Here is a 15,306-nt window from a genome sequence, read left to right on the forward strand (position 1 = left end):
ATGAAGAGTTTTGTTTTAGCTTCATATGCTCCGCTTACTGAAGAAGAAGATAAAACAGATTTGGTTGTGAATAATCAAGCCATGAAGTTTATTGAAATGCTCGCCATAAATGGCGAGCTTCAAGAAATTAAAGATACTCGAGAATTATTATTGCAAAAGCTTTGTGTGCAGGATGTCTTAGTACTGCACGCTGGCAGCCTTCAGGTATTGCTTACCAGCATTATGGGAGAACCACCCTATGGAAAAGCATAAGAATCTAATACCTATATTTTTAACAATACTTCTTGCAAGCTGTCATGTGCCTAGTTATGCTAAGGACGTTCATCAGAAAGCAGATGAGCTAACCTTGGCCGGTTATATCGCAAAAGGCGCACAGTCCGCTTATCGGGCTTTTTTTGTGCGTAAAATCTCTATGCACCTGCATGTTACGGCGGGGCTGGAGAGGGACACCTTCGGGTGTGCAGGTGACCTTTTGCGCCTGTCGGCCAACCCTTTTCAGCTTCGCCACCCTCACTTGGCCGTGAATGGTGAAGCTCCAAACTTGCAAAAGGAGCGCATTCATAATGCCTAATAACAACTCGTCTTTAAAAAATTCTCATATAGAGCTTGCTATAAAAACTTATGACGCTAGTGATGTGTCTGAAGGTTATGCATTGGCATATGAACAGGTTGCTGACCTCGCTGTAATGCTTGATTCCATTCGTAGTAAATATGAAAAAACAGCAGAGTACCTGCAACAAGTCTATAACGTGCCAGAAAGCGTATTTAAAGATTTAAAACGTCTTTTGAATATTACAGATAGCATGATTGATGAAAATCTGGAGTTTTCAAAAGCACAAGAAGATCAGTTTCAAAAAGAATATGAGGAGTCACAAGCATGACTAAACGTGACGCCTCAAACATGACACCAACTGAAGTTTTGGCTCATTGTCAGATATATACACCTAATCAAACTGAATATCTTCAGCATAAAATTATCCAGCGTTTTGGTGGACCAAATCAGTCTATCTATATTGATCCAAATAGAGTTGAGATAGATAGCGTTGAATACTCTAATCCCTTAATTCTACCGATCTATAACGGTGAATTGAGTATCATCCAATGTGCCGTTATGGAAAGTGGAAAAACTATTTCTGTCTTTCCTGAAGGGTTGGCCAGAGGGTTTGCTTGTTATGGTGAATTACAGCATGACAAGCCTGTAATTATTACTTATAGCCTTGAGTCTTTCTTTAAGATTGCTTCTAGTGGGTTATCTGTAGTGCTGGTCGTACTCAACAACTTATGTGCTTCACGCTTAGCAAAAACGCTTAAGGCTTTCGATTTTGAGCAGATCCAGTTTGTCATTAATCAATTGGCACAAGCTGGATTTAAAAAGCTTTACCTACCTGTACGACCTGAATATTTTAAAAATGATGCCTTCCAGAAGCTCGAGCAGAATACTGCTGTTCGCTTAATTAACCAGTACCAGAAAATTGACGAGACTGAATTTCTAATCGAACTGACTAAAGATGAAGATCCGGAAGAAGTTACGGCATTTTTAAAGGAAGCTATTGCCAGACTTCCTCATACTGAACCTTTACCAAAAGGCCATTTGGCCAAACCATTTAAATGGGGTGATGGACGGTTTCATCTTTTAGAAACAGGTTTGTACTTTTTAGAAACGAATAACAAGGGAGATGACTATAAGCGTTATATCTCTAGTCCAATTAAAGTTGTTGCTCTGACTCGAGATAATTCCAGTACCTCATGGGGACGGTTGCTCGAATGGTACGATCCAGATGGCATTAAACACCTACAAGCCGTGTCTATGGAGTTCTTCCAATCTGACGGCGTAGAACTACGGAAAGCACTTTCTTATCAAGGTATGACTATAGCGCCAGATGCTAAAGCAAGAAGCTTATTACAAAGCTATTTGATGAGTTATCCGGTCGAGCAGAGGGCCTTATGTGTCGATCGTGTGGGCTGGCATGATGAAGTGTATGTATTACCTCATTGTGAAGTTGGCCAAAGTAAAGATAACGATTTAATTGTCTATCAGGCTATTCACGGTTTAGATAATCGCTATCAAAGCAACGGCACATTAATTCAATGGAGAGAAGAGGTATCTAAACTCGCTCAGAACCATAGCAAATTAGTATGTGCCATTAGCACGGCGTTTGCTGGCCAGCTTTTAGGTCCACTTGAACAACAGAATGGAGCAGGCGTTCACTTTGTTGGTAAATCATCTAAAGGTAAATCAACGGCATTATTTTTAGGTTGTAGTGTATGGGGTAAACCGAGCCGTTTTTATCGTACATGGCGAGCTACTGGTAATGCTCTGGAACATACGGCCTATATGCACAATGATAGCTTTTTAGCTTTAGATGAGATTGGAGAAATTGCTAACCCTAAAGAGCTGGGCAACATTGTGTATATGCTGGCCAATGGATTGGGTAAGGCTCGTTTAAACAAGCAAATCACAGCTAAGCCTGCTTTTAACTGGAAGCTTATCTTTCTATCCAGTGGGGAAGAAGGACTCAAAGATATTATGGCCAAGCATGGTCAAAAGGCCAAACTAGGACAAGAGATCCGCTTAATTGATATTGATGTAGACCAATCAGAATATGGTGTGTTTGACAGTATTGATTTTGCTTCAGATGGAGCAATGCAATCTAGAATGTTAGTAGAGCATTCAAACATGTATTACGGCGAAGCAGGTATAGCGTGGCTTGAATATCTCTGTAGCGATAAAAATGAAATTATTAAACAAGCTCGACAGTTATGGGAACAATATCGAGAGCCATTAATTGATGGTCATTCAGAAGGCCATATTATCCGTGTAGCCAATACATTTGCTTTGATTGCTACAGCTGGTGAACTGGCAACACAAGCGGGAATAACTGGTTGGAAAGTCGGCACTGCATTTAATGCTATACGGGCTGTGTTTGAACAATGGTTAGGTAGCTTTGACCGAGTTGGAAATTATGAAGATCTGGAAATTCTGGCTCAGATAAAAGCTTTCTTTGAAGCACATGGTAACAGTCGTTTTGAATGTATGACACCAGATGCGGAACATCTAGATAAAGTTATTAATCGAGTAGGTTATTGGAAGATTGAGAACGGCGAAAAGAAATATCTGGTCTATCCGGAACAATTTAAAAAAGAGCTTTGCAAAGGACTAAATCCTAAACGTGTAGGCAAGTTACTTATACAACGTGGATGGCTGGATCATCTTAATAATGGCAAGTCTACAAAGCTCATCCGAGGTATAGATGGCATGCCTAAAGCTATTCCTATGTATGTATTTAATGAAAAGGTACTCACAGATGATCTGGATGAACACTAGGAGTTACCAAAAAACTGAGGTTACAAAGGTTACTGAGGTTACAGCCTTATGGAGCAAGGCTTTCAGGGTGTAACCTTTTAGAAAACTGAAAAGGTTACAGATTTCTGAGGTTACACAGATTTATCTAATTCATTAATACGTGGGCAATAAAATGACAATGAGTAAGAAAGAATTTTTAAGAATATTTGAGCAGCAAGAAGGGTACGCCGTGAATGAGTGGAAGTCTCTTAAGAAAGAGACTCCACCATATGGTCAACCCATTATTACCTTAGGTAAAGATGAGGAAGGGTACTTCTACCATACGAATAAAGAATTCATGAAAGGGGATGAGGAAATCCTTATAGAAATGGGAGTGACTGATTGGCAGATAGTTGTATTAAAATAATTGGTTAATTTTCTAGGTTCTTATAATTAAATAAAAGAATATCTGTCTCTTGAGAAGCATTAAAATAATTTATTGGACCAGTATAGGGTAATATTTGAAAAATCAAAGAATTAAATAAGTTAATACAAAGGAAAAAATTTTCCTTTTTTTGGTATTGTTTGGAAAGATTATAAACTTTAACTTTTGGGTGGGCTACCTCATTTCTAAGCACTTTCCAAGCTTCAATTTCTTCTTTTTTTAGAATTGCTGAATCTACTAGTAAAGATAGTGCTTTATTAGCAGTAATGTTTTTTAAATATGAAATAGAATTCATAAGCCTATCTTTATATGTCTGCTCTATCTCTAAATCTTTTATTATAGCTCTAATTTTATTAATATCATTTTCTAACTTATCATCTCTTTTGGTTCGCGATAAAATAGGTATAAATATATCATTCAATAAACCTTCAATTGCTGTTGTTAACGTAAGATTAGTGATGTCTTGCTCGGAATTATAAGAATACCAGACACGTTTCCATTGAGCATAAATACTACGGAAAATGTCTGGCTTTTCTTTACTCAATTGGATAGAACTTCTTAAAATATTAAAATGATATTCTCCATCTCTAAATATATCATTTCTCAATGAGTAAGGGATGGCTGGCATAAATTTTTTATTTAGATAAAGTTTATTAGTACTATATAATGTAATGGTTTCTTGATTGTTATAATTGCAAATTGAATAATAAGGTTGCAATAAAACCCCAGAAGTTAAACCGAGATAAAAGGCTAAACAGTCTATTAATGCTTCAGGATCTTCAGCACCTTCAACTACTATAAAATTTTGATTATCTTTATCATTGTTAACTATTCTTATTCTATAATTTTCTTTTTCAAAATTAATTATAGATTCATTCCATGATGATGAGCTAGTGCCTAAAGTAGAAGTGCTTTGATTTAGTTTGTTTCTAGGGATACTAATACTTTGATTAAACTCTAAATAAAGGTAATTTTTAGAACTAACTGAAGAAGGATTAGTAATTATTAGGTTAATTAATAGAATATGGTGAATAGATGTTTTAGCAATAGACAATACATTTAAAGTAAACCGAAATCCCTCACTTTTAAATATTTTTCCTTGTGTATCCGTTGCGTCCAAATAGCAAGTTTGAGACTCATCAAGCATGTCACTAGGAAGCTGTAAGTCCCATTTTATATGAGGAATATTTTTTTTCTTTAAGCAGACAAATTCTAAATAGAAAGTACCAAAATCATTAATTTTAATAATCCCATATCCCTCTAAAATCAAACCGTTCTTTTGGTAAATTTTGACTGAAGGGCAGTGGGTTTCAAATGTGAAATTCCGTATTTTTTCAAGAGCTTTATCTGAAATTGTATTTATCATTTATTATACCAATTGAAAATTAATATTTAATTCTTAACTAACTTTAAAGAACTATTCAAAATTTATTTAAAAAATAATGAAGAATAGTAATTTAGTTTGAAGGTAGACCTAGCTTATCAAAAAAAGCTCTATTCCTTTCTTTTGCAGAATTCACTAAGCGATCAAAGGATATAACTTCGATATAACAATTAATATTTTTTTTATAACCAAAAAATCCTAATTTATCTTCTGTTTCTGTTAAATCATGCACATCTCTACAACGTTCCTTCATAGAAGAAGTTAAATCACAAATTACATAACAAAAACCTGGTATATCTTTAGAATCAGGAATAGGACGCCCAGATGCTGTAGTTGTATTACCATTTCTAATTCTTTTTAGGTAACCAAAAACTTGCTCAACTGGATCTTTATCTTCTCCAGATGAAGTATCATTCCTCATTGGTCTTTTAATTTCAATAATTGTAAGGGTGGCTAAAGGAAGTTTTTTGCCCTCCGCGACTAGTAACGGTTCATCGTAAACATTCAAAGCACAAATATCGGGCTCTTTATTCTCTTTACTCTCTGTAATAGGCATAGAGTTTAAGGTCTTATCAGATGCTAAGAAATCATGAAAGGCGAGCCTCTCATTAATTAACCATAAATTGCAATTTTCTAGTAAAACTTCATCAGATGTTTTTCTCATAGGCATAATAAGTTGATGAATTAAGTCTTCCCGAGCATATTTACCATCAGGTCCACGTTGGATAGCTTTTTCAAGGATATCAAGGATGACTTTCCTGTTACATACATAACCTGCGAGATCTGATTTTTTTATATCATCAATTTTTTCCATATATTTTGTTATTTCAGTTTCATATTCATCCTTTTTACTAACAGTTTTATTTAATATCTCATGACCTTCAGCTAATACACTATTTTCAACTTCAGAGAGTTGTTTATGAAGAAGTAGATCTAAATCTTTATCTGATATTTCTGGATTCACAAAAAATAATGGTTCTGGTATGTATTTTAATATTGATCTATATCGGGGAGCTTTTTTAGCTACAAAGTCATTTACTCTTTTTTTTCCAAGCTCTTTACTCTCATTTAAATATTCATTGAGATAGGTGGAGATTTTGGCGTAAGCGGCTTCTCTAATTTTTGGCTCTGTTATGCCGGTTGCATACAAATCTTCATCATTAAGATTTGATAAATTGAAATCTATACGTTCAGGACGTACGTTTTCATCCAAAAACTTAGAAGTTAAGTAGCAACAGTAAGTAAAATCTTCACCCTTAGCTTGTATACGACCATGCAGACCAGGGATCTTTCCTGAGGTTATATTCTCTTCTTTCACTACTCGACCAGCAGCACACCAAGCAATACAAGATTGTTTCGCTTTTGATTTAAGTTTTATATGTAAAAGTTCAAACTCTACCTCTCCAATTTTGAAAGAGTCTGAATAGGCCGTACCATACATATGTTGATCAAAAAGATCATTTAAATTAATAGTTTCTTCTTGATCTTTAATAAAAATATTAGGTGCCCCATTTTCTCTAACAAAGTACCATAGACAATGTTCAAGTAAGCTTTCAGCGATATTTATACAAGATTTAGGCGCTCTTTTTTCATATTTATCTATAAAATCTTCTAATGTAATCACAGTTTTATTTTCTTCTAAAATAGCTAACTTTTTCTCTTCTAGTCGATATACCCCATTTTTTGCATTAAATAAGAATGTCTTCAATTTCGGATCATGATTTTCATCAATAAATTCACTATAAACAGAAACATTCGTGAAAGCTTTTAGCCACATTAAACGACCAATACCTCTACATCCTTGACTAGCTTTATACTCGCTGTCTAAAGTTTCGAAAGACAACATATTGTTCTTGGTAAAGCCAATACCATTATCAATAATTTTAAAACCGTAAATAGGCGTAGATTTTTCTTCTTGAGGTACAGCAACATTCAATGTATTTTGAATTTTTCTCATAATTTCTATTGTTATTGTACCAGTTGCTAATATTTTAGCTTCATCTATAGCATGAATAGAGTTTACAACGGCTTCAAATAAAGGCATTAAACTTTGACTATAAGGTAAAGTTGTATTACGTAAACGACCTTGTAAAGATGTATTCAGAGCCATGCCTATTCCAAGCGAACATTTATTATTGAGATGAGTATAGGCTATTAAAATTCATCTATTCAATAATAGTAATTCATATAAAGTTAAATCTTTCCTTAAAATTTTGCTGGACATCAGTCATCTAAAACATAATTCAAATAACTCTCAAGTCTTTATAGCGGAAGACTTACTTCAACTTTTCTTAAAAAGAATTTCGTCTAGCTACGTCTAGCAAAAATTAGTCTTATGGCGCTATATCTTTGGATACCAGAAAAATAGGTTCTAACCTATAGATTGCAAGCTTTACGTCTATTTTGACAAATACTGTTTCGTAAGGCTACGTAAGAGTAAATAAGTACAAATTCATTTTTAGATTTTGTATGACTACGTATAACAAAAGTGAAAACTTTAACTCGAAATCACTTCTCATTTCCTTGATGGTCAACTTATAGAAAGATCATTAAATTGCTCTCAAAAGTCCATGAATAATACATCTTATTAATTTTTGATAATCGAAATTTCATCAAGGGACATCAAGGAAACTTCTAATTTTTACTTATACGAAGTGCTTGCAATTTACCTTGACAGACTATTGTACTAAAGCTGACTATTTTTCTTTTAAATCTTTTATATACCAATGGTTACAGACTATTTTTACAAGCTTTAAAAAATTGAATTTCGTCAAGGTACGTCAAGGAAGCTTTTACTTTTTGTGTATATAAAGGGTTTGCAAGTTAGGTTTATATAGAACTCCTAAAAAAAGAAGACCTATCTCAAATTTTTATATAGCAAGGTTTGCAGGCAATTTTAATAGATTAGAAAAGTTGAATTTCATCAACGTACATCAACGTAAAATGGCATCTTAAAATTTAATCTTTAGTTATTTATCTAATAAAGAATTAGCTGTACAGCAATATTTGGAGGAAATAACTTCTATGCTAGGCAGTGCAAAGGTTTCGGCTCTTTTATAATTTTCATTTTGTACAGCTACGTACAACAAAAAACATGATTTATATTCGATTCTGTCTAAGTATGTCTAAGTAATTTTGCTTTACGTCCATTTATATAAAATACGCCGTAAGCTATGTGCCATAAGGGTTCGTAGCTTTTTTCAAATATTCATCTCGTAAAGCTACGTAAAGCAAAAACATGATTTTTATTCAATTCTATCTAAGTACATCTAAGTAATTACTTGGACGGCTTAGCCATCGAAGATAATTTAAAATGCTCTATAAGCTATGTATATCAATGGATGAAGCAGATTTCTAGAAAGTATATTTATCTAAACCTGTCCAAGTACGTCCAAGTAAATTTTGCTTTACAGCGTTTTATGAAAAATACACCGTACGCTATGGGTCAGTAGGGTTTTAGTTTTTCTAAACCTCCATCTAGTAAAGCCACGTAAAGCAAAAAACTTAGCTTTTTGTTTGACGGCGGTTATCTTTAATTTCTTTGAAAAACTAGATATAGAAAGGCCTTGACTGAATTTTGAAGCATTGAATTTGTCAAACTACGTCAAACAAAAAATTATTTTCTTTATTGATTAAAATTTTAATTCTTCAGGAGTCACTTCTTTAATAAAATTCAAATGAGAAAAACTCATAGATAGAATACTTTTACTCACTTTTTATTAAATTATATTTATGAGATTTTAGGGCTTTCCTGAGAAATGGATCATAATTGAAGAAATTCAAACCATTTATGCCGAGAATATCTGGTTTATTCGCTATTAGTATGTTCAAAAGACAATTTTCATAGTAAATAGCGGAATAAAAGAACTCGAATTGGAAAAGAGTTTTTAAGGAAATAGGACAAATTAGGAGTGTCCATGAAAATTAAGCCATTGCCGCCAATGAACAGCTTAATTGTATTCGAGGCAGCCGCACGCCACCTCAGTTTTACAAAAGCTGCAAACGAATTGAATGTTACTCAAGGCGCTATCAGTCGACAAATTCGACAGCTCGAAGAATATTTAGGTAAGGAATTATTCCTAAGAGCTAATCGAAATATTTCCCTAACTCCTACTGGATTGCAATATTATCAAACGATCTATAGTGCTTTATTAGATGTCGCCCAAGCTACTGCTGAAATCAAGAAATGGCAAGGAGAGCATCAAATAACTGTGGCTACGACTAATGCTATGGCTGCTCTTTGGTTACTCCCGAAAGTGGCTGCTTTTCAACAGAATAATGAGGGCGTTGATTTAAGAATTTTAACGACAGACAATATTTCAGATTTGCACAAAATGGACTTCGATCTGGCATTATTTTATTGTCGTGTCCCTCCAGCGGGAATGAGAGTTACTACACTATTTCCTGAAGAGGTTTTTCCTGTTTGTAGTCCAAATTATCTTGCTCAATTTAAAGACGATACCTCTCCCGAAGAGATTTTTGGAAAAGCTCTATTATATTTAGATGACGCTCAAAAAGATTGGATTACTTGGTCTGAGTGGTTTGAAGCGGTAAATTATCCTATTGTAAAACCAAAAAATAGGGTGAATATCAACAACTATCCAATGCTTTTGCAGGCCGCAATTAATGGTCAGGGTGTGGCTTTAGCGTGGGGTTCACTCGTGGATGATTATTTACAAAGTGGTGCTTTAGTTAGACCTGTTGAGACTGTTCTTCGTACTCAAGCAAATTTCAGTATGCTAGAACCAGCAGATAGGGGAGTTATTCCTTCTAGTGTTAAGCATTTCCGCAGTTGGCTGCTAGATCAATTACCAGGGCAAGTTGGACAAAAAGGTCTAAATTAATTTTTTAGTAATAATTTTCTCTTGAAAACTAGGAATTTTGATATTTCTAGTTTTCAAGACCTTCAATTAATTTGATAAAAGCTTAGTTTCAAAAGGATATAATGTTAAAATTTCAGGACCCTTTTCTGTAATTAAGATCTGATTTTCAAGTTTGACACCTGGTCCACCAGCTTTATGACCTACATAACTTTCTACACACATCACCATTCCTGGTTCTAATACGCCATCATAGCCATAGCTATCCCAAGCCTCTTTAAAGTAGATGCCAGGTGCTTCATCACATAATCCAACCCCATGATAAAGGAATGAATAGTGGTTATATTCATTTGGATCATACTGTAGAGCCTTATGAGTAAGTTCTTTATAAGTTATGCCAGCCCGCAATAATTCGGTATTAAAGTGAATTTGATCATATGCCATCTGATAAATTCGTTTTTGCTTATCGGTTGGAGTTTCATCCCCACACAACCAAGTTCGTGAAGTATCAACACAAATACCATAAGCACCGATCATATCCGTATCGAATCCGACCAACTCACCATTCTGAATGATACGGCCGCTGCATTCTTGGTACCATGGATTACAGCGTGGGCCAGATGAGAGTAAACGAGTTTCAATCCATTCACCCCCACGTGCAATATTTTCCGCATGTAAGTATGACCATAGGCGTTGTTCTGAAACACCTGGTTCAAGATGATCATGCATCACTTTTATTGCTGAATCTGTAGCATGTACAGCACAACGCATAGCATTGATTTCATCTTCACCTTTAATTGCACGTGCAAGCTCCATAATAACTTCGCCGTTTTCAATGCTTAAGCCAAGATGTTCAAGTTCTTTGATACCTTCGTCATTACATTTATCAATCGCAATTCGTTTATTGCCTTTACCAAATTGTAAAACAACGTCATAAATTTCGTTTGCCCATTTTTTCACTTGTTCATCAATGCGAGAACCTGCACAAAAATAAAACCATGAAATACAAGGACGAATTTGGGTTACCACCTTAGAATGTTCAGCTAGGAAATCGCAATGGTCAAATTCCCAAAGTACTACCTGTCCCTCTGCAGAAATATAGGTATATCGACCAGCATTATGCAATAACCATACTTGCATATTAGTTGTGCCTGTAGCATAGCGGATATTGATTGGGTCATATAACAATATTCCAGCTAATCCTTGTTGCTTCAGTAGAGCACATATACGGTTTAAACGATATTGATGCATTCGATCAAGGTTAGGAAGAGTGAGGCCTGCTTGCTGCCATTCAGAAATAGCTAAATCACCTGGTCCAATCTGATGCATATTTAAATGTTCAGGGTGACGATTACCAATACGATTTTGATGAAGTTTCATATTTTTCATATTGCTTCCTTGATGAGATTTATCTTCCTATAATTCTTTGTTAGAAATTTATTATGGTTTAACTATTTGTTTTAAATTGAAAATATAAGTTTAGAAGAGAGTTTTAGATTATAACTTTCTTCTAAACTGTGAGATAGAAGTCTAGATTATGCTTCAGGCTCGATCTTCGGATGTTTAGGTACAACGTTAATATTTGCTATATCTTCTTGTCTGAAAGCTTTCATAAGTGCTACAGCCATAATTGTGAGCAAAACAATAATAGGGAACCCAAATAGTGTGACAGCGGCTTGAATCGCTTTGAGACCTCCTACATAAAGCAAACCTAGGCTGATTGCAGTAACAAACACACACCACAAAAGACGAGTACGGATAGGAGTGTCTTTTTCAGATAAGGTATCAAGGAAACATAGAACATGTGTCCCGCCATCTTGTGATGTTACAAGATAAGTAATGAGTAGAAGACAGGTTGCAATACTAAGAATTTGTCCAAAAATACCTCCTCCTCCAACAGCATCAAATAAAGCAAAAACGGCGAGGGTACTGTCTTTTTGTGTCGCTTTTACTATAGGACCACCAGTAAACTCTTCCTGTGGTTCTGCTTTATCTTCAGTTTGAGAAGTAATGGTAGGATGTGTTGTTGCAGTGGTTGATTGCGTATTCTCTACCAAAGCTGATTGCTGTTTTTCAAATGTATGGCGAGAGTCTTGCTCAATTTTTAGAGCTGAACCGCCGAACACTGCAAACCAGAAAAAAGTAACCAAAGTTGGAACAACAAGCACACCTGCAATGAGTTGACGGATAGTACGTCCTTTTGAAATTTTAGCAATGAACATACCTACAAATGGAGCCCAAGTTGACCACCATAACCAATAGAAAGCTGTCCACCAGTTTTGCCACTCAGAGTCTTTTTGAGTATCACTCCACAAACTCATGCCTACAAAATTAGATGTATAGTTACCAATACCTTCTAAGTAAGAATTAGTAATGTATCTAGCAGGTCCAATGAGCATAAGGATTACAATCAAAATGATTGATAGGATAATATTAAGTTCAGAAATACGGCGCATTCCTGTACCAATACCGCGCACTACAGAGAAAGTGGCAATACTGGATAAGGTAATCATGAGAATAAATTGAACAGTTGTGTTGGTTTCTAGGCCAAAAACTTTATGTAATCCGGCATTTATTTGTAAAACACCTAAAGCGAGAGTTTGAGAGATACCAAAAGTTGTGACAACAATTACGACAATATCAATAAAATGTCCGATAGGACCATAAATACGATCGCCAATAAGCGGATGTAAAATTGAACGTAAAGAAAAAGGTAGACCTTTACGATAAGAAAAATAACCAATTGCTAACGCTGCTATACAGTAAACAGACCATGCATGTAATCCCCAGTGAAAGTAGGTAATTTGCATTGCCATACTAGCTGCTTCATCCGTGAAGCCTTTTGTAAATGGATTACTCGCATAATGGTTCATTGGTTCAGCAACGCCCCAAAATACTAAACCGACTCCCATGGCACATGAAAACAACATCGAAATCCATGCAAAATAACTGTATTCAGGTTTATCTGTATCTTTTCCCAGTTTTATTAAACCATAACGGCTGCACATGACATAAATTAAGAAAAAGCAGATCGCTGTAACAGATAGCAAAATGAACCATTTCATATTGCGCAGTAAGGCGCTTGATAAATCAGCAAATATTTTCGCTGCTTCGGTTGCATAAATTGCGCAAAAAAGTACAAATGCGACTACTAATATTTTTGAAATAATTGAAACCGCAGAATTGGATTCAGCAACCCTTGTTGTACGCATAACTCCTCCTTGGATGCGTGGCAAACAGCTAGAATCATTAGCTGTTTTATACGAATAATATAGAGTAGTGAGGAGTACTAATTTTGCTCAACCGATTTATTTTCACTCTTGAGTGAGTTTTTATCATAGGTAGTTGGATAGAAGACAATATGAAAAATTACACATTATAAAATTGGCTAGAAGATTTTACTTCTAGCCAATTGGGGATAATAGTTAATTACTCTACAATCAGTTGATCATTTAATTCTTTATCCTCTTTTTTAGGAGTTTGAACTAATTTTTTCTCCAAGGGGGGAGCATCGGCTTGAATATAAACTATTTCATTTTCCTGAAATTTCGGATCTTGTCGTAAGCTTTTTATTAATGAGAAACCCATAATTCCTAATAGAATCGAGATAGGAAAACCCGCAATAATACAAGCTGTTTTTATAGCCGTTAGACCGCCAGCTAGTAGTAGTCCTCCACCAATTAAAGGAATAATAGCACTCCAAATCAGCCGAATTCCGATTGATGGGTCCGTTGCACCAGAAGAATCTAAGAAACAAAGTACTAATATTCCAGAGTTAACTAAGGTAATCACATGAATGGCTAATAGTAAGCAAAGTAAGGCGCTGAGAATGATTTTAGTATCAGAGTTTGGAGTGAGATGGTCAAAGAACACGAATACCGCTCGTGCTGGATCTTGTTGAGTCGCTTCGGTGATAGTGAGTTCGTGAGCTGGAACTTTATCGACTGATGTACTAGAAGGGATATTCGTAACAATTGTTGAAGATGTTTGTTGGTGGGAAGTTTTCTCTATTTTCAGTGCGGCTCCACCAAATGCGGCTATCCAAAGAAAAGTAAGTAAAGTGGGGGCTGCAAGTGAGCCTAAGATAACTTGGCGAATGGTACGCCCTTTTGATATTCGGGCAATAAATAATCCTACAAATGGTGCCCAAGTCATCCACCACGGCCAATAATAAGCGGTCCATGAGTTTTGCCAGCCAGAATCTTTCTGAGCATCACTCCATAAACTCATCCCAATAATATTCTGTAGATAGTCACCAATACCTTCAAAAAAAGTATTCAAAATGTAACTTGATGAACCAATAAAGATAATAGCAAATACTAGAATGTAGGAAAGAACCATATTACCTTCGGCAATAATTTTAAATCCTTTACTTATTGCAGATAAAAGTGAGAGAGTTGCTAGGGCACAAAGTACTAGTACTAGGATTAATTGGATTTTCACATCCATACTAATACCAAAAGTATGATTAAGGCCTGTATTTAGCTCAAGAATCCCCATACTTAATGATTGGGAAATACCAAAAGCGGTAATGACAATAGTTAATGTATCGACTATATCTCCAATTGGACCATATATTTTTTTCCCAATTAGAGGGTATAAGACTGAGCGCATTGCGAAAGGTAAGTCTTTACGATATGCAAAATACCCTAAAGCAACAGCTACTAAACAAAACAGTCCCCATGGGTGTAGTCCCCAATGGAAAAATGTTAACTGCATTGCCATACGGGCTGATTCATCAGATAGCCCTTGAGTAAAAGGATTACTAGCATAGTGACTGATTGGCTCAGCTACAGACCAAAACATTAGGCCAATTCCCATACCGCATGAGAAAAGCATACATATCCAGGCCAAATTACTATATTCAGGCTTTTCGTTATCTTTTCCTAATTTTATTTGTCCAAAACGACTCATACATAAGTAAAGCAGAAATACTAATAAGCTTGTGGCTAGTAACAAGAGATACCATTTTGCATTTTGTAATAAGGTATTAGATATCAGTTGAAAATATTCACCTGCCTGTTTTTCCTTAAAAATGCAAAAAGCAATAAAAATGAAGAGTAATAACTTCGAGACAATAGTAACAGTTGGATTAAGCCCTTTCATGACTCCTGTTGTTGTACGCATAACTACTCCTTCGATGCGTTTCCAACAGCTAAAAAACGATTAGCTGCTTAATACTAATATTACAGAGTAGTAAGGTGGCAGAAGATAGCTCAACTGATTTATTCTCACCAACTAATGAGTTTTAGTCATGAGTAGCAATTGTTTTTGTAAAAATCGTAGTAACTAAATCTGTTTCATACGTATGAGAAAAACTCATATATGCCTAGCTAAAAAGTCGTTTGTCGGATGAATCGATATTTAACACAAT

11 protein-coding genes are annotated in these 15,306 nt (G+C 35.3%); 6 read left to right on the top strand and 5 right to left on the bottom strand.

What is annotated here, in order from left to right; all coding sequences use genetic code 11:
• The 5 genes from F931_RS05250 to F931_RS05270 all read left to right on the top strand — a co-directional run bounded on the left by F931_RS05250 (window position 1) and on the right by F931_RS05270 (window position 3,710).
• Window positions 1–252: a hypothetical protein gene (locus F931_RS05250; RefSeq protein WP_016140386.1), complete on the top strand. Its 252-nt coding sequence runs from the start codon at window positions 1–3 to the stop codon at window positions 250–252.
• Complete coding sequence (locus F931_RS05255; RefSeq protein ID WP_016140387.1) at window positions 239–571, top strand: hypothetical protein; 333 nt, start codon at window positions 239–241, stop codon at window positions 569–571. Before F931_RS05250 ends, F931_RS05255 begins: the two co-directional genes overlap by 14 nt.
• The gene (locus tag F931_RS05260; RefSeq protein ID WP_016140388.1) at window positions 564–881 is read left to right on the top strand and encodes a hypothetical protein; all 318 of its coding nucleotides are present in this window, start codon (window positions 564–566) and stop codon (window positions 879–881) included. The genes F931_RS05255 and F931_RS05260 overlap by 8 nt, the downstream gene beginning before the upstream one ends.
• Entirely contained in the window at window positions 878–3,325 is a 2,448-nt protein-coding gene (locus F931_RS05265; protein WP_016140389.1) for a DUF927 domain-containing protein, read from the top strand. Before F931_RS05260 ends, F931_RS05265 begins: the two co-directional genes overlap by 4 nt.
• 157 nt (window positions 3,326–3,482) lie before the next feature.
• Window positions 3,483–3,710 carry a hypothetical protein gene (locus F931_RS05270; RefSeq protein ID WP_171500747.1) on the top strand — a complete coding sequence of 76 codons (228 nt, stop codon included), beginning with the start codon at window positions 3,483–3,485 and terminating at the stop codon, window positions 3,708–3,710.
• Between the two features lie 4 nt (window positions 3,711–3,714).
• Here the strand turns inward: F931_RS05270 and F931_RS05275 are convergent, their stop codons facing one another.
• Together F931_RS05275 and F931_RS05280 are read right to left on the bottom strand one after the other, a co-directional pair.
• Window positions 3,715–5,094, bottom strand: a complete 1,380-nt coding sequence (locus tag F931_RS05275) for a hypothetical protein (RefSeq protein ID WP_016140391.1) — start codon at window positions 5,092–5,094, stop codon at window positions 3,715–3,717.
• Window positions 5,095–5,185: 91 nt separating this feature from the next.
• On the bottom strand, window positions 5,186–7,222 hold the full coding sequence (locus tag F931_RS05280; protein WP_016140392.1) for a hypothetical protein: 2,037 nt from the start codon (window positions 7,220–7,222) through the stop codon (window positions 5,186–5,188).
• Window positions 7,223–9,029: 1,807 nt separating this feature from the next.
• Between F931_RS05280 and F931_RS05285 the strand changes: the two genes are divergently transcribed.
• Window positions 9,030–9,956 (top strand): LysR substrate-binding domain-containing protein, encoded by a 927-nt coding sequence (locus F931_RS05285; RefSeq protein ID WP_016140393.1) that lies wholly within the window; start codon window positions 9,030–9,032, stop codon window positions 9,954–9,956.
• Window positions 9,957–10,022: 66 nt separating this feature from the next.
• Here F931_RS05285 and F931_RS05290 read toward each other — a convergent pair whose 3' ends face one another.
• The 3 genes from F931_RS05290 to F931_RS05300 form a co-directional block, all read right to left on the bottom strand.
• A complete protein-coding gene (locus tag F931_RS05290) occupies window positions 10,023–11,321 on the bottom strand; it encodes a M24 family metallopeptidase (protein WP_016140394.1) in 1,299 nt (432 codons plus the stop codon).
• Between the two features lie 146 nt (window positions 11,322–11,467).
• Window positions 11,468–13,144 carry a BCCT family transporter gene (locus F931_RS05295; protein ID WP_016140395.1) on the bottom strand — a complete coding sequence of 559 codons (1,677 nt, stop codon included), beginning with the start codon at window positions 13,142–13,144 and terminating at the stop codon, window positions 11,468–11,470.
• A gap of 217 nt (window positions 13,145–13,361) precedes the next feature.
• Complete coding sequence (locus F931_RS05300) at window positions 13,362–15,059, bottom strand: BCCT family transporter (RefSeq protein WP_016140396.1); 1,698 nt, start codon at window positions 15,057–15,059, stop codon at window positions 13,362–13,364.
• Between the last annotated feature and the right edge of the window lie 247 nt (window positions 15,060–15,306).

It is taken from the genome of Acinetobacter pittii ANC 4050 (assembly GCF_000399685.1).
GTDB lineage: Bacteria > Pseudomonadota > Gammaproteobacteria > Pseudomonadales > Moraxellaceae > Acinetobacter > Acinetobacter pittii_E.

Excerpts from the sequence above, each read along its gene's own strand:
- F931_RS05295 (WP_016140395.1), bottom strand. The coding sequence starts at position 13,144 with ATGCGTACAACAAGGGTTGCTGAATCCAATTCTGCGGTTTCAATTATT.
- F931_RS05260 (WP_016140388.1), top strand. The coding sequence starts at position 564 with ATGCCTAATAACAACTCGTCTTTAAAAAATTCTCATATAGAGCTTGCT.
- F931_RS05250 (WP_016140386.1), top strand. The coding sequence starts at position 1 with ATGAAGAGTTTTGTTTTAGCTTCATATGCTCCGCTTACTGAAGAAGAA.
- F931_RS05265 (WP_016140389.1), top strand. The coding sequence starts at position 878 with ATGACTAAACGTGACGCCTCAAACATGACACCAACTGAAGTTTTGGCT.
- F931_RS05280 (WP_016140392.1), bottom strand. The coding sequence starts at position 7,222 with ATGGCTCTGAATACATCTTTACAAGGTCGTTTACGTAATACAACTTTA.
- F931_RS05255 (WP_016140387.1), top strand. The coding sequence starts at position 239 with ATGGAAAAGCATAAGAATCTAATACCTATATTTTTAACAATACTTCTT.
- F931_RS05270 (WP_171500747.1), top strand. The coding sequence starts at position 3,483 with ATGAGTAAGAAAGAATTTTTAAGAATATTTGAGCAGCAAGAAGGGTAC.
- F931_RS05290 (WP_016140394.1), bottom strand. The coding sequence starts at position 11,321 with ATGAAAAATATGAAACTTCATCAAAATCGTATTGGTAATCGTCACCCT.
- F931_RS05275 (WP_016140391.1), bottom strand. The coding sequence starts at position 5,094 with ATGATAAATACAATTTCAGATAAAGCTCTTGAAAAAATACGGAATTTC.
- F931_RS05285 (WP_016140393.1), top strand. The coding sequence starts at position 9,030 with ATGAAAATTAAGCCATTGCCGCCAATGAACAGCTTAATTGTATTCGAG.
- F931_RS05300 (WP_016140396.1), bottom strand. The coding sequence starts at position 15,059 with ATGCGTACAACAACAGGAGTCATGAAAGGGCTTAATCCAACTGTTACT.